Origin of the sequence: Martinezella tropici, assembly GCF_008370325.1 — a bacterium.
In the GTDB taxonomy this organism is placed as follows: Bacteria; Pseudomonadota; Alphaproteobacteria; order Rhizobiales; family Rhizobiaceae; genus Rhizobium; species Rhizobium tropici_B.
Genome location: NZ_VNIP01000006.1, coordinates 418,040 through 437,454, shown reverse-complemented (window position 1 = coordinate 437,454; position 19,415 = coordinate 418,040). Strand labels below are relative to the sequence as shown.

The following is a 19,415-nucleotide window of genomic DNA, read 5'->3' as shown; positions in this document are numbered from 1 at the left end:
TCTCACTCCGCCGCCTGTACGGGCTTGCTGGCTTCGTCTTCCGCGACCTTGGACTGCGGTGTCGCCGGTCTATGCTTGCGGCCGATATAAGGAGCGATCGTTCCGACGATGCCCTTCGGCAGGAACAGCGTCACCGCGACGAACAACCCACCGAGCGCGAAGAGCCAAAACTCGGGAAACAGGCCGGTAAAGACAGTCTTGCCACCATTGACGAGGATAGCGCCGATGATCGGCCCAATCAGCGTCGCCCGGCCGCCCACCGCCGTCCAGATGACCACTTCGATCGAATTGGCAGGAGCGAATTCGCCGGGGTTGATGATGCCGATCTGCGGAACGTAGAGGGCGCCGGCGATCCCCGCCATCATCGCCGAGACGACGAAGACGAAGAGCTTCATATGTTCGACGCGATAGCCGAGGAAACGCGTGCGACTTTCCGCATCGCGCACACCCACAAGCACCTTGCCGAACTTCGAACGGACGACGGCCGAGGACAGCATCAGCGCCAGCGCCAGGAACACCGCCGTCACGGCAAAGAGCACGGCACGGGTGCCATCGGCCTGGATGTTGAAGCCGAGAATATCCTTGAAGTCGGTCAGGCCATTATTGCCGCCGAATCCCATGTCGTTGCGGAAGAAAGCAAGCAGCAGCGCATAGGTCATCGCCTGCGTGATGATCGACAGATAGACGCCGTTGACGCGCGAGCGGAAGGCAAACCAGCCGAAGACGAAGGCAAGCAGGCCGGGTGCGACAAGGACCATCAGCATGGCGAACCAGAACTGATCGAATCCATGCCAGAACCACGGCAGTTCCTTCCAGTTCAAAAAGACCATGAAGTCGGGCAGCAGCGGATTGCCGTAGGTGCCGCGCGAGCCGATCTGCCGCATCAGATACATGCCCATAGCATAGCCGCCAAGCGCGAAGAAGGCGCCGTGACCGAGCGAGAGAATGCCGCAATAGCCCCAGACGAGATCGAGCGCCAGGGCTAGCAGTGCATAGGTCAGATACTTGCCGAACAGCGACATCAGATAGGTGGGTACATGCAATGCGCTCGTTTCCGGCAGCAGGAGGTTCGACAGCGGTACAAGCACGGCGGCGGCAAGCAGGATGGCGATCGCGATGCTGATGCGCCGGTCGAGCGAGCGGAGGATAAAGGCCGTGATCATGCTTCCACCGCCCTTCCCTTGAGCGCGAAGAGCCCGCGCGGACGTTTCTGAATAAAGAGGATGATGAGGACGAGAACGAGGATCTTGCCGAGGACCGCTCCCGCATAGGGTTCGAGGAACTTGTTGAGGATGCCGAGCGAGAAGGCGCCGACAAGCGTCCCCCAGAGATTGCCGACCCCGCCGAAGACCACCACCATGAAACTGTCGATGATGTAGCTCTGGCCAAGATTAGGCGAGACGTTGTCGATCTGCGAGAGCGCGACACCCGCCATGCCGGCAATGCCCGACCCCAGCGCAAAGGTGAAGGCATCGACCCAGGATGTGCGGATCCCCATCGAGGACGCCATGCGCCGGTTCTGCGTCACCGCCCGCATCTGCAGCCCGAAGGCTGAACGCTTGAGGAGAAGCAACAGCGCCACGAAGACGCCGAGCGCAAAGACGATGATCCAGAGCCGGTTCCAGGTAACGGAGAGATAGCCGAAGTCGAACGAGCCCGACATCCACGAGGGGTTGCCGACCTCCTGGTTGGTCGGCCCGAAGATCGAGCGCACCGCTTGCTGCAGGATCAGCGAAATGCCCCAGGTGGCAAGCAGCGTCTCAAGCGGCCGGCCATAGAGGAAGCGAATGACGCCGCGCTCGATGACGAGGCCGACGGCGCCGGTGACGATGAAGGCGACCGGCAACGCAATCGCCAGCGACCAGTCGAACAGTTGGGGATATGAGGTCCGAATGATGCTTTGAACCACGAAGGTCGAATAGGCGCCGAGCATCACCATCTCGCCATGCGCCATGTTGATGATGCCCATGACGCCGAAGGTGATGGCGAGGCCGATGGCAGCCAGAAGCAGCACGGAGCCGAGCGACAGACCGTACCAGACGTTCTGCACCGCATCCCAGAACTTCAACTGCTCCTGAATGCCGGCAATGGCGGCAGCGACATCCGGCTTGAGGCTATCATCAACAGATACAGAAGAAAGAAGGCCGATCACATCCCGGCCGCCTTCGTTCTTGATCGTCTCGATCGCCGCCTTCTTGTCTTCCACCGGGCGATCCGAACCGAGCACGGCAACAGCCCTTGCGCGCTCAAGCACGCCGCGAATTTCTCCGTCCTTCTCGCTCTGCAGCGCGGTCTCGACGGCATCAAGCGAATCCGCGCTTGGGGCCTTCAAAACGGATTGCGCGGCCGAGAGCCGCGTTGCGCGATCCGGGCTCATCAGCGTCAGACCGCCAAGAGCCGCGCGAACCGCGCGGCGCAGATTGTTGTTGATCTTGATCTTGCCGAGATTGTCCTTGGCTTCCTGGCCGGCCGCTTGCCCGGTCAGCGGATCCACCAGATCCATCATGTCGCCGGAAGACTTGGCGATGAACACTTGGTTGTCGGATTTTCTTATATAGAGGTCGCCGTCCGAGAAGGCCTGCAATGCCGGCACCACTTTGGGATCACCTGTTTTCGCCAGATCTTGAACGATCTCGCCGGCCTTCTGGAAATTGGCCTGCCCGAGCGAATTGATCAGGCCGTGGGCGTCCTCCTGGGCGCGCAGGCTCGTCGCCGTCAGCGCCAGCATCAGGCAGAAGCCGACGACCAGCGCCAAGGCCATGCGGTAAACGAATTTGTCGAACATTAGGCTTGTCCCCTCAAGCTGCCGCGGGCAGAAAAGCCTGCCCGCAGCGGTCTTGCGTCATCTGGGCTGATATCAAGAACCCTTGCCGCCGCACTTGCCGGTGGAAACGTTAAAGTTGCCGCAGTTCATCGGCATGCGCCAATCCGAGATCAGATCCTTGCTGTCCGGCAGGTAGTCTGACCATTCCTTGCCGACCACTGCTGGGGTCTGCGAAACGACGTCGAACTGGCCGTTCTCCTGCACTTCACCGATCAGCACCGGCTTGGTGATGTAGTGGTTCGGCATCATGGTGGCGGTGCCACCGGTGAGGTTCGGAACCGAGACGCCGACGAGCGCGTCGATCACCTTGTCCGGATCGGTCGTGCCGGCCTTCTCGACAGCCTTCACCCACATGTTGAAGCCGATATAGGCGGCTTCCATCGGGTCGTTGGTGACGCGCTTGTCGCTCTTGGTGTAGGCGTGCCATTCCTTGATGAAGGCGGCGTTGGCGGGGGTATCGACCGACTGGAAGTAGTTCCAGGCGGCGAGATGCCCGACCAGCGGCTTGGTGTCGACGCCGGCAAGCTCTTCTTCGCCGACCGAGAAGGCGACGACCGGGATGTCCTCGGCCTTGACGCCCTGGTTGCCCAGTTCCTTGTAGAAGGGAACATTGGCGTCGCCGTTGATGGTGGAAACGACGGCCGTCTTCTTGCCGGCCGCGCCGAAGGCCTTGATCTTGGAAACTTCCGTCTGCCAGTCGGAGAAACCGAACGGCGTGTAGTTGATGATGATGTCCTCGTCCTTGACGCCCTTGGACTTCAGATAGGCCTCGAGGATCTTGTTGGTCGTACGCGGATAGACATAGTCCGTGCCTTCGAGCACCCAGCGCTGCACGCCTTCGTTCTTCATCAGGTAGTCGACAGCCGGGATCGCCTGCTGGTTGGGAGCAGCGCCCGTATAGAAGACATTACGCTCGGACTCTTCGCCTTCGAACTGCACCGGATAGAACAGGATCGAATTCAGTTCCTTGAAGACGGGCAGAACCGACTTGCGCGACACCGAAGTCCAGCAGCCGAACACGGCGGAGACCTTGTCCTTCTGGATCAGTTCGCGGGCCTTTTCGGCAAAGAGCGGCCAGTCGGAAGCCGGGTCGACGACGACGGGCTCGAGCTTCTTTCCGAGAACACCGCCCTTCTTGTTCTGCTCGTCGATGAGCATCAGCATGGCGTCCTTGAGCGTCGTTTCCGAGATCGCCATGGTGCCGGAAAGCGAATGCAGCACGCCGACCTTGATGGTGTCGTCAGCGGCAAAGGCGCCGTGAAATGCTGTCGTGGACATGATGGCGCCGAGCAGTGCGCCGGAGACGAGAGTCTTGAATTTCATCCGTGGTTCCCCTCTTTTGTCTGCCGCAACGGCCGGTAAACGAAGATGAACCGTTGCCTTCAGCGACTATCCGGCGCTCCCTCGGGAAACCACATACGTAAAATGACGTAGACGTCGGGGCGAAATGTGCAGCTTTGAGCACTCGCATGCACTTAAGCACCGTATCGATCCATGTTACGACATCTCTGGACCGCCGGAACTACCAAGGCGGGACCGCTGAAGGGTAAGCATGGCTGCGCGGCAACGCATCATTCCAGTAAGACGCGAGTATAATCGCTGGGTCGCGAACCAGACGCTGGAAGACTACGCCTTGCGTTTCACCGCCAAGAGCGCGCGCCAATTTTCCTCACAGCGTATCTCGCAAACCGCGATCGGCGCCATTTCCTTCCTGGCGCTGGAGGCGATCGGCGGCACGATCACGCTTTCCTACGGCACGACCAACGCCTTCTACGCCATCATCGTCGCCAGCCTCGTCATGCTGGCGGTGGGCTTGCCGATTAGCCGCTACGCTATCCGCCACGGCGTCGACATCGATCTTCTGACGCGCGGCGCGAGCTTCGGCTATATCGGCTCGACCATCACTTCGCTGATCTATGCCAGTTTCACCTTCATGCTGTTTGCGATCGAAGCCTCGATCATGTCCGGGGCGCTGGAGCTGACGCTCGGCATACCCGTGTGGATCGGCTATATCATCAGCGCCGTCATGGTCATTCCGCTGGTTACCCATGGTGTGCGTCTCATCAGCCGGTTCCAACTGCTGACACAGCCCTTCTGGATCGTTCTCAACATCCTGCCCTTCGTCTTCATCGCCTTTGCCGATTGGGGAAAATTCGATCTCTGGCGGGCCTTTGCCGGCATTCACCATGCAGCGAGCGCCCCTGGCAGCGCTGCTCCCTTCGATCTGGTCGAGTTCGGCGCCGCTTCTGCCGTCATCCTTGCGCTGATGTCGCAGATCGGCGAGCAGGCCGATTTCCTGCGCTTCCTGCCACCGGACGGCCATCGCAAATGGCGCCATCGCCTTGCTATCTTCCTCGCCGGACCGGGATGGGTCATCATCGGCGCGCCCAAGCTGCTGGCGGGTTCCTTTCTCGTCGTTCTGACGCTGACGTCAGGCGTGCCGGCCGATCGCGCCGCCGATCCAGCGCAGATGTATCTGACCGCCTTCGGCTATATGATCCCCTGGCACAATGCCGCGCTGCTTCTGATGGCCGCCTTCGTGATGATCTCGCAGCTGAAGATCAACGTCATGAATGCTTATGCGGGTTCACTCGCATGGTCGAACTTCTTTTCGCGGCTGACGCACAGCCATCCCGGCCGCGTGATCTGGCTCGTCTTCAATGTCGCCATCGCGCTCTTGTTGATGGAACTCGGCATCTACCGGCTGCTGGAAGAGACGCTCGGCATCTTCTCGATCATCGCCATGGCCTGGCTCTGCACCATCTCCGCCGATCTCTTCATCAACAAGCCGCTGGGGCTGGCCCCACCCGGCATCGAATTCAAGCGCGCGCATCTCTACGACATCAATCCGGTCGGCCTCGGCGCCATGGCACTATCCGCGACAATCTCGCTGATCGCCCATTTCGGCGCTTTCGGCTCGACCGCAGCGTCGCTTGCGCCCTATATCACCCTGATCGTCGCACTCATCGCCTCGCCCGCCATCGCCTGGGCGACCGGCGGCAAATATTACCTTGCCCGCAAGCCGCGACAGAGCTGGAAGAACCTGACGACCATCACCTGCTCCGTCTGCGAACATCCGTTCGAGCCGGAGGATATGGCATGGTGCCCGGCCTATGCTGCGCCGATCTGCTCGCTCTGCTGTTCACTCGACAGCCGCTGCCACGACATGTGCAAGCCGAAAGCGCGGCTCAATACGCAGGTCGCCACCGTCGCAAGGACTCTGCTGCCGGAAAGCATCGTCGCGAAGCTCGCCACGCGCCTCGGCCGCTACGGCATTGCCGTCGCCGTGGCGCTGACCGCCGTGGGTGCGATCCTGGCGATGATCGCGCATCAGGTCGGCGCCGCTTCTCCGGAGACGGCGGCCGTCGTCAATCGCACCATTCTCATCGTCTTCTTCGTCTTTGCCGTCATCGCCGGCGTCGTTTGCTGGTTCTATGTGCTTGCCCATGACAGCCGCGTGGTCGCCGAGGAGGAATCCTCGCGCCAGAACACGCTGCTGCTGAAGGAAATTGCCGCGCACAAGAAGACGGACGCTGCCCTGCAAGGTGCCAAGGAGGCGGCAGAGGCTGCAAACCGCGCCAAGAGCCGCTATGTCGTCGGCCTCAGCCACGAACTACGCACGCCGCTCAATGCCGTGCTCGGCTATGCGCAGATATTGGAGCGTGACGAGACCATTCCGGCACCCCGGCAGTCCTCACTCAAAGTCATCCGCCGCAGCGCCGAGCATCTCTCGGGTCTGATCGACGGGCTGCTGGACATTTCCAAGATCGAGGCCGGCCGCCTGCAGGTCTATTCCAATGAGATCAATATCCAGGATTTTCTCGACCAGATCCTCGACATGTTCCATCCCCAGGCGCAGGCCAAGGGGCTGACCTTCATTCATGAGCGCTCTGCAGTGCTACCCGACTATGTCCGCACCGACGAAAAGCGGCTGCGCCAGATCCTCGTCAATCTCCTTTCCAACGCCATCAAGTTCACCGATACCGGAACCGTCCGCTTCGAGGTGGCTTACCGAAACCAGGTCGCCACCTTCACCGTTTCCGATACCGGCCGCGGCATCGCGGCAAAGGACATCACCCGCATCTACGAGCCCTTCCAGCGCGGCGAAGCCGACAGCGTCAGGCCGATGCCGGGCCTTGGCCTCGGCCTCACCATCACGCAATTGCTGACGAATACGCTCGGCGGCGAGATTTCGGTCTCAAGCGAGAAGGACGTGGGCTCGACCTTCAGGGTGCGCCTGATGCTGTCGGCCGTGATCCGCCCGATGAAACCGCCGGCGCAGGAACAGCGGATTGCCGGCTATGAAGGCCCGCGTCGCACAGTGGTCGTCGTCGACGACAACGAGGATCATCGCGAACTGATGCGCGAGATCCTGTCGCCGCTCGATTTCATCGTGCTGACCGCCGCCGGCGGCCCCGACTGCCTGACGCTGATCGAAGGCATCAAGCCGGATCTGTTCCTGGTCGATATCTCCATGCCAGGCATGAACGGCTGGCAGCTCGTTTCGCGCCTCCGGGAAAACGGCCAGACGGCGCCGATCCTCATGCTGTCGGCCAATATCGGCGATGCCGCCGCCGCGGCCGACAGCGACGACAGCCACAACGACGCCATCTCCAAGCCGGTCGACATCCGTCAGCTTCGCGACAAGCTTGCACTGCACCTCGGGCTGAAATGGCTCTATGCCGATGCCTCCGCCCCGGTCGCGCCAAAGCCGCCACCGCCCCTGAAGAGCCCGGGAATAGAGCATGTCCGCGAACTGATGCGGCTCGGCGAAATCGGCTACATCAGGGGCATCGAGGCGAAGCTTGCTGATCTCGCCAAGCTCGACGAGAACAGGCCCTTCACCGACGCTTTGCGCGGTCACGTCCAGGCCTTCGATCTCGACGGGTTCCTGAACGTGCTGCGCACCTTCGACACTGAAAAGGTAGAACAGATTGGCTGAGCCCACCCTTCCCCGCGACATAGTCTTGCTGGTGGACGATTCGCCCGAGGCGCTCGGCTTCCTGACGGACGCGCTCGAGCAGTCCGGCTTCTCGGTGCTGATCGCCACCTCCGGATCGGCGGCACTGAACATCGTCGAACGCATCACGCCCGATCTCATCCTGCTCGACGCCGTCATGCCGGCGATGGATGGTTTTGAGACCTGCCGCCGGCTGAAGGCCAATGCGGGCATCGCCCAGATTCCCGTCGTTTTCATGACCGGGCTGACCGAGACCGAGCATGTAGTGCATGCGCTGGAATCGGGCGGCGTCGATTATCTGACGAAGCCGATCAATATCGACGAGCTGCGCGCCCGCATCCGTGTTCACCTGCGCAATGCCCGCTCCGCCCAGAGCGCGCGGGTGGCACTCGACGCCGCCGGCCGCCATCTCCTTGCGGTCAAGGGCAGTGGCGCCATCCATTGGTCGACGCCGCAGGCGACCCGCCTCATCAATGCCGCGACCGGCAGCGACGACGGGCTTGATTTCGCCTCGAAACACATTGCCGCCTTCATGCAGGAACGGGAGCGGCTCGGCACCGCACGCGACAATCTTCTTTCGATCAGCAACGGCGGCCAGGCGGCGTTGCAATTCACCTTCCTCGGCGCCATTGGCCCCGACGAATATCTGTTTCGCCTGACGGCCACCAGCCAGCGCGCCGACGACGAAGCCTTGCGCCAGCACTTTGCGCTGACGCAACGCGAATCCGAGGTGCTGCTATGGCTCGCCAAGGGCAAATCGAACCGAGACATAGGCGAAATCCTCGGGCTGTCAGCCCGCACGGTGAACAAGCATCTGGAACAGATCTATGTGAAGCTTGGTGTCGAGAACCGGGCATCCGCCGCCGTCAAGGCAGCGCATGTTCTGCATGAGGTGTAGACGAAATTATTCCCTCTCCCCGCTTGCGGGGAGAGGGCTAGTCTAAATGGATCGGTCGTCCGCAATTTGAGTGCATTTTTATCTGCAGCCAACAGTCTTAGATTGATTAAATTATGCCTTTATAAGATCTTTCTCGTCAGGGTTTCAAACATGGCGATGACATCGGACGGCCAGCTCATTCTGGCTCGGCTGCGGGAGAGGCCCTTTGTTTCATCTCAACGGAGAAGGGTTATCGACCATGTCTATATTGCTGACCATCTACGTGAAGAACCTGGAGCCCCAGACGCAGAACTTCTACTTCTTTCAGCAGCTGGCCACTTACACTGGTGGTGGGCAGGCCTATTCGAACAGCCTCTTTTCGCAATCCCTCGGCAACTACGACGCCACGGGCGCGACCCTGACCTTCCAGGTCCATCTGCAATGTTATGCCGGCATTCAGCAGACGAACACGCCGCCCGTGATCGGATCCCCTTCCGGCTACGCGAGCGCGAGCCGCGCTATCGATCTTGCTCCGAGCGGCAGCGGTTCGCCGAACGACTGGACGACGGCGACGTTTTCACCGCTGGGGCTTTCTACGCCGATCAACAGCTCAGACGTGGAGCCTGGAGCCTTCCGCATCAGCACACCAGGCTTCACCACGCCGCCCTACTACAATGTTGGCTCGACGGTTGAAGTCAACGGCGGCTTAGTTCTGTCCAACTTCGTGCAGGCAAACCCGCTCAGCAATACCGATTGCCAGCCGATCCTGAAATATTATGTCCAGACCGGCTCCTATACGGAGGGTACCGTGATCGATTTTACCCAGTCAGCCGTAAATGCGGCTCTTGCCGATTTCAGCACTGGCTACACCACTTGCATGGTCACGCTGAATGCTAACGGCACCTGGCATACAGAGCTCGAGTAGGCCACGCTGCCGTGTCGATGAAGAAGCACTTCATGATCTTCTTCACCGGACGCAGCCGCGCGGCGGCAGACAAGTTGCATTAAAGACGGATGTCACGACGCCATGACAAGTTTGTCCTAGGGTGAGGGGCCAGGCATATAATCTCGACAATGATGGTCTCTCCTGCCCTTCATCGATGAAGTGAAACGGCATTGCTATGTCATGGTGATACTCTATTTGCGCGGCAATCCTCAAAAAAGCCCCTCATCCGACCGATCGCCATTTCGCTTTGCTAAATAGCTCTCGACCACCTTCTCCCCGCATTGCGGGGCGAAGGATTCTAGGCAACCCGATCCGGCGGCTGGTGCCCGGCAAAGAAGGCAGTGATATTGTCCACCACTTTCATGCCCATGGCGGTGCGCGTCTCTTTGGTGGCACTGCCAAGATGCGGCAGGAGCACGACATTGTCCATCGCCCGCAGGCGCTCGGGAACATGCGGCTCGGCCTCATAGACGTCGAGGCCGGCGCCGCGGATCGTCCCCTGCTCCAGCGCAGAAATCAACGCCGCCTCGTCGACGACATCTCCCCTTGCCGTGTTGATCAGGAAGGCGCCGGGTTTCATGGCTGCGAAGCGGGTCGCATTCATCAGGTGGCGGTTTTCGGCACCACCGGGGCAATGAAGGGAGACGAAGTCCGAGACCTCGAGAACATCCTCCACCCTCTGTAGTTGCATGGCGCCATAGCGCGCGGCCTCCATCTGATCGACGGCCGAGCGATTGTAGAAGACGACATCCATGCCGAAGCCGAAATGGCAGCGCTGGGCAAATGCACGGCCAATGCGGCCGAAGCCGATGATGCCAACTGTCTTGCCGGTGACTTTGGTGCCGACGAGATGCGTCGGCCGCCAGCCGGTCCATGCCCCGGCCCTGAGCTCGCGCTCCCCTTCTCCGCCGCGCCGGGCAACGGAAAGCAGGAGCAGCATGGCGATATCGGCCGTGCAGTCCGTCAGCACGCCCGGCGTATTGGTGACGACGATGCCCTTTTCCTTGGCGGCGGCGACATCGATGTGATTGAAGCCGACACCGAAATTGCCGAGGATCCTTGTGCGGATCGCCTGGCCTTCGAAAAGATCGGCCGGAAGCTTGTCGGACACGGTCGGGAGAACCGCGTCATAGGTCAGCAGCGCTTCGCGCAACTGCGCCAAATCGAGCGCGACGTCGTCCTCGTTCAGCGTGACATCGAAACGCTCCGAGAGCACGGCCTCGACCGCGGCCGGCCAGCGCCTTGTAACGAGAATACGGGGTTTGCTCATGCTGCCTTCCTCCTGCCGATACAAAGGCAGATTTAAAGCAGCTTCTGCGCGAAGGGAACGGCGAACCGACTTTGCGGCTATGGAAACGGCATGAGAAAAGCCCGGCCGATGGCCGGGCTCCTCAGATCAGCAGCAATGCCTGAAAAGGCAATGCAAAGATTACTTCGAGATTTCGTCGTAGTTGTACTTGCCGTCGGAGCCCTTGGCCCACTTGTACATGACGTAGTCCGGACGGGTGATATCGCCCTTGGCGTTGAAGCCGAGGTCGCCGATGGCGGTCTTGAACGGACCCTTTGCCTTCAGCGCATCCGCAACAGCCATCGGATCGTTGGAACCGGCAGCCTTGGCAGCGGCAGCGATAACCTGCAGAGCCGAGTAGGAGTAGAGCGTGTAGCCTTCCGGCTCGTAGCCTGCAGCGCGGAACTTGGCGACGAGATCGGCGGAAGCCGGGTTCTTGCGCGGATCCGGTGCGAAGGTCATCAGCGTGCCGTCAACTGCGTCGCCGGCGATCGAAGCCAATTCGTTCGAGACGATACCATCACCCGACATGAAGTGAGCCTTTACGCCCTGGTCGGCCATCTGACGCATGATGAGGCCGGCTTCGGTATGCAGACCGCCGTAATAGACGAAGTCGACGCCAGCTTGCTTCATCTTGGCGATGAGGGCGGAGTAGTCCTTGTCGCCGGGGGTGATGCCTTCATAAAGAACTTCCTTCACGCCAGCAGCGTTGAGGTTCTTCTTGGTTTCGTCGGCAAGACCCTGACCATACGGGGTCTTGTCATGAACGACAGCAACCTTGGCGCCCTTGAAGTTGTCGGAGATATACTTGCCGGCGACTTCGCCCTGCTGGTCGTCGCGACCGCAGGTACGGAAGGTGTTCCACAGGCCGCGTTCGGTGAACTTCGGATTGGTCGAGGCGGGAGTGATCTGCAGAATGCCGTTTTCGGCGTAGACTTCCGAGGCCGGGATGGAGACACCCGAGTTGAAGTGACCGACGACGAACTTGACGCCGTCAGCAACGAATTTGTTGGCGACCGAAACGCCCTGCTTGGCGTCGGAGACGTCGTCGCCGAGTTCGATCTTGATCTTTTCCCCGTTGATGCCGCCAGCCGCATTGATATCGGCAGCAGCCTGCTCCGCACCCTTCTGGAGCTGCGCGCCAAACGCAGCATTCGGGCCTGTCAAAGGACCGCCAACGCCAACAATGATGTCGGCCTTGGCAACGCCGCCGAATGCGATCATCGCCGACAGAGCCACCGCCGACAGAAGATACTTCTTCATATTGTTACTCCCAATTTTTTAAGCGGGTTCCGTTTGATTCGCCCTGCGCGATACCCACCAATCATCACGCCGGTAAAGCTTGTATTCCGAACTTTGGAAGCATGATCCTGCCGTCGGTCTTTTGTTTTTATGAGGCAGGATAACGCAACTTCTGCATACAGACTGTGCCTAGTTTCAGCACGCTGTCAATTCTTCTTCTTCCAAGAAAAGGCCGAGGTCTTTTCATAGAGCCAGTAATAATTATTCACCATCTGGTTGGTACGTCGATACCGATATGCCGCCGTCGCAAAGACGAGCAGAAGCACGACGTCGATGATGTAGATGATGACGTCGAACACCGGGCCATTGAACAGCGCATGGTGCAGAAACTGCAGGCCGAGGCCGATCAGAAAGCTGTAGATGACGACAAGCGGATAGGTTCCCCAGTTGGAGGCGACGGCGCGGCCTGCGCGCCATGCGGTCCAGAAGCCGAGAATGACGATAACTGCGCGAATGATCATCCGGCCGCCGCTATCGGTGTCGAAGAGAAGTCCCTGCATCTCAAATTCTCCGCGAAACGAAACTCAATGATGTCCGCCTTCGAGATAGGCGGTGCGCACTTCCGGATTGGCGAGCAGTTCCTTGCCCGAACCGCTCATCGTCACCCGGCCGTTGACCATCACATAGGCGCGGTCTGAAAGCTTCAGCGCCGCAAAGGCATTCTGCTCGACGAGGAACACGGTCAGCCCCTGGGTCTGGTTCAGGACCCTGATGGCCTCGAAGATGCCCTTGACGATCAAGGGCGCAAGACCGAGCGACGGCTCGTCCAGCAGCAGCAGCTTCGGACGTGCCATCAGCGCGCGGCCGATCGAGAGCATCTGCTGCTCGCCGCCCGAAAGCGTACCGCCGCGCTGCGACTGGCGTTCCTTGAGGCGCGGAAACAGCGTGAAGATCTTCTCGACGTCCTCGTTGAAATGTTTGAGCTTGTCGAGGCTCGCGCCCATCTGCAGGTTTTCGTAGACCGTCATGCGCGGAAAGATGCGCCGGCCTTCGGGCGACTGGGCGATGCGAAGCCGCGCGATCTCGTGCGTCGGCATGCGGGTGATATCCCGGCCGTCGAAGGTGATCGATCCGGTACGGGCCTGCGGGCTGCCGCAGATCGTCATCATCAGCGTCGATTTTCCGGCACCGTTGGCACCGATCAGGCTGACGATCTCGCCGCTGTTGACTTCGACATCGACGCCGGCAAGCGCGCGGATATTGCCGTAATAGGTTTCGACACCCGCGACCTTCAGAAGTGGTTGCCCCGCCATCAATTTTCACCCTCTTGGAGGTGTTCGACTTCGGCAATCACCTCTTCCACTTCCTCATCCTCGACACCCAGATAGGCGGCGATCACCCTCGGATCGTTCTTGACCTCATTCGGCGTACCGTCGGCGATCTTCTGTCCGTATTCGAGGACGATGACATGATCGGAAATTTCCATGACCACCGACATGTCGTGTTCGATCAGCAGGATCGACGTGCCGATATCCTTGCGGATACTGCGCAGAAACTCATTGAGAACCAGGGATTCGCGCGGGTTAAGACCAGCGGCCGGCTCGTCGAGGCAAAGAAGCTCCGGGCCGGTGCACATGGCGCGGGCAATCTCCAGACGGCGTTGCGCACCGTAGGGGAGATCGCCGGCGGGATCGTCGGCCCGATCGATGAGATCAGCCTTTTCCAACCAGAAGCGCGCAAGCTCGATCGCGTTCTTCGCTTCGCTGCGGTACCGGCCGATCCCGAGCAGGCCGAGGATCGTATAGCCGGAGGCGCGCATTAGCTTGTTGTGCTGCGCCACCAGCAGGTTCTCGAGCACGGTAAGACCCGAAAACAGGCGGATGTTCTGGAAGGTACGCGCCACCTTGGCCTCGCGCGTGATCCGGAAATCCGGAAGCCGTTCCAGGAGGTATTCCTTGCCGCTGTTCTGCTGGAGCGTGATCATACCCATCGTCGGCTTGTAGAAGCCGGTGATGCAGTTGAACACGGTGGTCTTGCCAGCGCCATTCGGGCCGATCAGCGCCGTGATGTCGCCGCGCTTCGCCTCGAAGGAGAAGTCGTTGATCGCCATCAGGCCGCCGAACTTCATCGACAGGTGATCGACCTTCAGCAGGATGTCGTTGGGGGTCGCGGTCACAGCGTTCATCAGCCGTGGCCCTCCTTGGTAAAGCTGCCGGAGATCGCTTTTCGCTCCTTGAGGAAGGCGGTCGGCTCACGCGTACCGACAAAGCCGCGCGGCTTGAAGATCATCACGACCACCATGGCGAGGCCGAAAATCAGCATGCGGTATAGTTCCGGAGTGAAGTCCGGCCCGAAACCGGGAATGATGGTCCTGTTGAATATGACCAGACCGGTCTTCAGGAAATCCATGTCGCGCAGCAGCTCGGTGCCACCGACCATGGCGATCGCGGCGATCGCGATGCCCTTGAGTGATCCCATGCCGCCGAGAACGACGATGGCGAGGATCACGGCGGATTCGAGGAAGACGAAGGATTCCGGCGAGACGAAACCCTGACGCGCAGCAAAGAAGGAGCCGGCAAAGCCGCCGAACATCGCGCCGGTGGCAAAAGCCGTGAGCTTCGTCGTCACCGTATTGATGCCGAGCGAGCGGCAGGCGATTTCATCCTCGCGCAGCGCTTCCCAAGCACGTCCGATCGGCATGCGGCGCAGCCTGATGGTGACATAAGCGGTCAGCATGCAGAGCAACAGGATAACGTAGAACAGGAAGATCTTGTACCAGGCTGACGAGATCGGCAGGCCGAAGCTACGGACGAAGTTGTGCGGATCCTTCATATCGAAGGTATAGAAGCCGAAGAGCGACGCTTTGGTGATGTTGGAGATGCCGAAGCTGCCCTGCGTCACATCGGTCCAGTTGGTCAGCACGATGCGGATGATTTCGCCGAAGGCCAGCGTGACGATCGCCAGATAGTCACCTCGCAGGCGCAGGACCGGAAAGCCCAGGATCATGCCCCAGAGCCCTGCAAGAAGGCCCGATATCGGCAGAAGCAGCCAGAAGGACAGGCCGAAATGCATCGACAACAGCGCGTAGGAATAGGCGCCCACCGCGTAGAAAGCGACATAACCGAGGTCGAGTAGGCCGGCTAGGCCGACAACGATGTTCAGACCCCAGGCGAGCATCACGTAGATGAGGATCTGAATGCCGAAATTGTCGACATAGGTCAGCGATCCCTGCGGGCCTAGCATCGCCACTGCCGCCAGCGGATAGATGAGCAGGAGCACGAGCGCGATCTTGTTGAAATGCCTGGCGGCAAAGCTGGGCTCGCCCTCCACCTCAACCACCTTGGCCTTGGCGGCCTTTCGCGCAGCCAGATAAGGCTGAACGAAGACCGTCATGATAAAGCGGCCGACGGCGGCGATTGCAACGATGATCGCCAAAAGGCCCCAGCGCTGCACGATGATCAGCTTGTTGTCCATGTTCTGATCGGTCTTGAGACCGATATAGAGGACGAACATGCCGAAGGCGATGACGGCGGTCCAGAGGGCGTCCGTAATCCCCTTCTTGACAAGGCCGGGTGCGGTCTTGCCAGCAACGAAGTTTGAATTTGCCATGGCGTTATACCTTTTCGACTTCCGGCCGCCCGAGAATACCGGTTGGCTTGAAGATCAGAACGAAAGCCAGGATGCCGTATGTCGCGACATCCTTATACGCGATGGGAAAATTGCCAGACCAGAACGACTCGATGAAGCCGATCATCAGGCCGCCGAGAACAGCACCCGGAAGCGAGCCAACGCCGCCCAGAACCGCCGCCGTGAAGGCCTTGACACCCGGCACGAAGCCGTCCGCGAAGTTGGCTACGCCATAATACATCAGATACATCGTGCCGGCGACGGCAGCCAATGCCGCACCCATGATGAAGGTCACGGAAATGGTGCGGTCGACATTGATACCGAGCAGCGCCGCCATCTTGCGGTCTTGCTCGGTGGCGCGCTGGGCGCGGCCGAGCGCCGTCTTGTTGACGATGTACCAGAAGGCGGCAAGCAGCACGACGGTGATAATGAAGATGATGATCTGCTTCAGGGACAGCGAGACGCCGCCGAAGTTATAGACATCACCCACCAGTGTCGGGATCGGCTTGTTGCGCGGACCCTGAGCGACCTGGATGAAGTTCGACAACACGATCGACATGCCGATTGCGGTGATCAGCGGCGCAAGGCGGAAAGAACCGCGCAGCGGCCGATAAGCTACTCGCTCGATCACCCAGTTCCAAAGGCTCGTCATCAGCATCGCGACGATGAGCATGACCAGCAGCATGATCGCTACAGGCAAGCCTGCGAAGAGCGAAACAAGAACCAGATAGGTGATCAGAGCGGCAAAACCGCCGAGCATGAAAACATCACCGTGGGCAAAATTGATCATGCCGATGATGCCGTAAACCATGGTGTAGCCAATGGCGATCAGGCCGTAGATCGACCCGAGAGTCAGCCCGTTTAAGAGCTGCTGGATAAAATAATCCATATGTCATTTCCCCTGGACGCGGCGTCAATCCACCACATCTCTTATTACTTTTTTAGGTTCCTTCGCGAAGGCCCGTGGCCGCGATTCCATACTGTTTTCGAAGGAAATGTGAAGCCAAAAAGGCAAGAAATTGACAAATTCTTTTCAAATCGCTGTGCGCTGATGCGAATCCGACCAAAAATGACACAAAAGCGGCAGCTCTTGGCACAAAAATAGCCAAAATCATCTTGTGCCGCGCTCGCGCTGAAAAGGTTTCGTCAGCGGCGGATCCCGCAAGGAGCCGCCGCTGCCACATGACCTGGCATCTTTCAGGCGCGCATGCGCGCACCATCGGCATCGAACAGCGGCTCGGCCTGCAGCTTTGCCGTCAGAAGCTCGCCGAGCAACTCGATCGACCATCCCTGCGCTTCGTCGGCGATTTCCTTCGGCACATAGCCGACGGCAACCGAAAGGCCGGAGGCGTGAGCATAGCCGCCTGACGTTACCCAGCCGCAGACGGTGCCATTGTGATAGATCGGCTCGTCGCCGATGACATCGGCGTCCTTCGCCGAGAGAATGAAGGTGCGCAACCGCAGCATCCCGCCTTCCGCCTTATCCTTGGCTGCAGCCGCCTTGCCGACGAAATCGGCCTCCTTGGACAGCGCCACGAAGCGGTTCAGTCCCGCTTCCAGCGGCCCGTAAAGCGGGCGATATTCGCGCGCCCAGCTGCCATAGGATTTGTCGAGACGCAGCGCATTCAATGCCCTCAGACCAAAGAGCCGGATGCCGAATTCGGCCCCCTCCTCCATCAGGAGGTCGAAGATGTAACGCTGATATTCCGGCTTCATCCAGATCTCATAGCCGAGATCGCCCGTGTAGGAGACCCGGCCGACGATCGCCGGCGCCATGCCGAGATTCATGCGGCGGATCGACATGAAGGGAAACTCTGCGGTGGAGAGATCCTGATGGGTCAGCTTCTGCATGAGCTTGCGGGCATTCGGACCAGCGATCGACAGGCCAAGCAGCGAAAGGCCGAGAGCCTGCAGTTCGACCGAGCCGTCCTTCGGCAGCAGGCTTTCGAACCAGCGCATATGATAGGCCTCGGCGATACCGGAGCCGATGAGAAGGAAATCCCCCTCGCCGAGCTTTGCCAGCGTGAAATCGCCGATAAGCTTGCCGTCGTGCTTCAGCATCGGCGCCAGCGTCATGCGGCCCACGGCTGGAATGCGGCAGGTCAGCAGCTTATCGAGGAAGGTCTCCGCCCCCGGCCCCTTGACCGAATATTTGGCAAAGCCCGAGGTCTCCATCAGGCCGACGCTCTCGCGCACCGCCTTGGCTTCGGCACCGACGACATCGAAATCGTTGGAACGGCGCCAGGAGAATTGATCGACCTCGCCTTGCGGCGCAAACCATAGAGCCTGCTCGAGGCCGTAGTAAGCGCCGAAGACACCGCCGGCTTGTTTCAGCTTGTCGTAGATCGGGGTCGTCAGCAGCGGGCGCGCCGCCGGCAGCTCTTCATTCGGATAGCGGATCGAGAAGCGGCGCGCATAGTTTTCGCGTACCTTCGCATTCGTATAGGCGAGCGTCGCGTAGTCGCCATAGCGGGAAACATCCATTGCGAAGACGTCGAAACCCGGATCGCCGTAGATCATCCAGTTGGCGAGCGCCAATCCAACGCCGCCGCCCTGGCTGAAACCGGCCATGACGGCGCAAGCCGACCAGTAGTTGCGCAAGCCGCGCACCGGCCCGACGAGCGGATTGCCATCCGGCGAGAAGGTGAACGGGCCGTTGATGATCCGCTTGATACCGGCATTGTTGAAGGCCGGGAAATGGCGGAAACCGACTTCCAGCTCCGGCGTGATGCGCTCGATATCCTCGGCCAGCAGCTCGTGGCCGAAATCCCACGGCGTCGTCACCGGCGACCATGGACGGCATGCCTTTTCATAGGTGCCCATCAGCATGCCCTGCCGCTCCTGGCGCAGATAGATCTCGCCATCGAAGTCGACGCAGTGCATCAACTCCTTGCCAGTCGTCTTGTTGAAGTCGATGACCTCGGGCATGTCTTCGGTGATCAGATACATGTGCTCCATGGCAAGCACCGGAAGTTCCAGCCCCACCATGCGGCCGACCTCGCGCGCCCAAAGGCCTGCGGCGTTGACGACATGCTCGGCGATGATCTCACCCTGATTGGTGATGACGCGCCAGGAACCATCCTCTCTCTGCACCAGCTCTTCCACTTTGGTGTGCAGATAGATTTCGGCGCCGTTCCTCTTGGCGGAACGGGCATAGGCATGCGTGGTGCCATAGGGGTCGAGATGACCTTCGACGGGGTCGTAGAGCGCGCCGACGAACTGATCGGGATCGAGGAGCGGCATCATCTCATGCGCTTCCTTCGGCGTCAGCAGCGTCGCCTCCAGGCCATTGTAGCGGCCCTTGGCAAGAATGGACTTCAGCCAGTCGAAGCGCTGCGGGGTAGCCGCCAGCATCAGGCCGGAGGTCAGGTGCAGACCGATATCCTGGCCCGAATACTCCTCGATCTCCTTATAGAGTTCGACCGTATATTTCTGCAGCTTGGCGACATTCGGATCGCCGTTGATCGTATGCATGCCGCCGGCAGCATGCCAGGTCGAGCCGGATGTCAGTTCGGAGCGCTCGAGCAGCACCACATCCGTCCAGCCGAATTTGCTGAGATGGTAGAGCACCGAACACCCGACGACACCGCCGCCGATGACGACGACCTTGGCATGGCTTTTCATCTGGAAATCCCCTGTTTTCGGCACGAA

Annotated in this window: 14 protein-coding genes; 3 read left to right on the top strand and 11 right to left on the bottom strand. The window is 60.1% G+C overall.

Translation table 11 applies throughout. The features are described 5' to 3' along the window. Positions 1–2: 2 nt before the first annotated feature. The 3 genes from urtC to urtA all read right to left on the bottom strand — a co-directional run bounded on the left by urtC (position 3) and on the right by urtA (position 4,147). Positions 3–1,163 carry an urea ABC transporter permease subunit UrtC gene (gene urtC, locus FP026_RS10480; RefSeq protein WP_149634553.1) on the bottom strand — a complete coding sequence of 387 codons (1,161 nt, stop codon included), beginning with the start codon at positions 1,161–1,163 and terminating at the stop codon, positions 3–5. Continuing rightward, entirely contained in the window at positions 1,160–2,785 is a 1,626-nt protein-coding gene (gene urtB / locus FP026_RS10475; protein WP_149634552.1) for an urea ABC transporter permease subunit UrtB, read from the bottom strand. Before urtB ends, urtC begins: the two co-directional genes overlap by 4 nt. 72 nt (positions 2,786–2,857) lie before the next feature. Continuing rightward, positions 2,858–4,147 carry an urea ABC transporter substrate-binding protein gene (gene urtA / locus FP026_RS10470; RefSeq protein WP_149634551.1) on the bottom strand — a complete coding sequence of 430 codons (1,290 nt, stop codon included), beginning with the start codon at positions 4,145–4,147 and terminating at the stop codon, positions 2,858–2,860. A gap of 229 nt (positions 4,148–4,376) precedes the next feature. On the opposite strand from urtA, the gene FP026_RS10465 reads away from it, so the two are divergent. The 3 genes from FP026_RS10465 (at position 4,377) to FP026_RS10455 (ending at position 9,586) form a co-directional block, all read left to right on the top strand. Further along, complete coding sequence (locus FP026_RS10465) at positions 4,377–7,766, top strand: hybrid sensor histidine kinase/response regulator (protein WP_149634550.1); 3,390 nt, start codon at positions 4,377–4,379, stop codon at positions 7,764–7,766. Next, positions 7,759–8,682: a response regulator transcription factor gene (locus tag FP026_RS10460; protein WP_149634549.1), complete on the top strand. Its 924-nt coding sequence runs from the start codon at positions 7,759–7,761 to the stop codon at positions 8,680–8,682. The genes FP026_RS10465 and FP026_RS10460 overlap by 8 nt, the downstream gene beginning before the upstream one ends. A 238-nt stretch (positions 8,683–8,920) precedes the next feature. After that, a complete protein-coding gene (locus FP026_RS10455; RefSeq protein ID WP_149634548.1) occupies positions 8,921–9,586 on the top strand; it encodes a hypothetical protein in 666 nt (221 codons plus the stop codon). Positions 9,587–9,905: 319 nt separating this feature from the next. Here FP026_RS10455 and FP026_RS10450 read toward each other — a convergent pair whose 3' ends face one another. From FP026_RS10450 to FP026_RS10415, 8 genes are all read right to left on the bottom strand, one after another. Next, complete coding sequence (locus tag FP026_RS10450; protein WP_149634547.1) at positions 9,906–10,877, bottom strand: 2-hydroxyacid dehydrogenase; 972 nt, start codon at positions 10,875–10,877, stop codon at positions 9,906–9,908. Positions 10,878–11,036: 159 nt separating this feature from the next. Continuing rightward, positions 11,037–12,158 (bottom strand): branched-chain amino acid ABC transporter substrate-binding protein, encoded by a 1,122-nt coding sequence (locus FP026_RS10445; protein WP_149634546.1) that lies wholly within the window; start codon positions 12,156–12,158, stop codon positions 11,037–11,039. A 185-nt stretch (positions 12,159–12,343) separates the two neighbouring features. After that, the gene (locus FP026_RS10440) at positions 12,344–12,697 is read right to left on the bottom strand and encodes a DUF6867 family protein (protein ID WP_149634545.1); all 354 of its coding nucleotides are present in this window, start codon (positions 12,695–12,697) and stop codon (positions 12,344–12,346) included. 24 nt (positions 12,698–12,721) lie between these two features. Beyond that, a complete protein-coding gene (locus FP026_RS10435; RefSeq protein ID WP_149634544.1) occupies positions 12,722–13,450 on the bottom strand; it encodes an ABC transporter ATP-binding protein in 729 nt (242 codons plus the stop codon). Further along, complete coding sequence (locus tag FP026_RS10430) at positions 13,450–14,322, bottom strand: ABC transporter ATP-binding protein (RefSeq protein ID WP_149634543.1); 873 nt, start codon at positions 14,320–14,322, stop codon at positions 13,450–13,452. Before FP026_RS10430 ends, FP026_RS10435 begins: the two co-directional genes overlap by 1 nt. Next, positions 14,322–15,746: a high-affinity branched-chain amino acid ABC transporter permease LivM gene (gene livM, locus FP026_RS10425; protein ID WP_149634542.1), complete on the bottom strand. Its 1,425-nt coding sequence runs from the start codon at positions 15,744–15,746 to the stop codon at positions 14,322–14,324. The genes FP026_RS10430 and livM overlap by 1 nt, the downstream gene beginning before the upstream one ends. 4 nt (positions 15,747–15,750) lie before the next feature. Further along, a complete protein-coding gene (locus tag FP026_RS10420; protein WP_149634541.1) occupies positions 15,751–16,653 on the bottom strand; it encodes a branched-chain amino acid ABC transporter permease in 903 nt (300 codons plus the stop codon). 308 nt (positions 16,654–16,961) lie between these two features. Continuing rightward, positions 16,962–19,388: a GcvT family protein gene (locus FP026_RS10415; RefSeq protein ID WP_149634540.1), complete on the bottom strand. Its 2,427-nt coding sequence runs from the start codon at positions 19,386–19,388 to the stop codon at positions 16,962–16,964. Between the last annotated feature and the right edge of the window lie 27 nt (positions 19,389–19,415).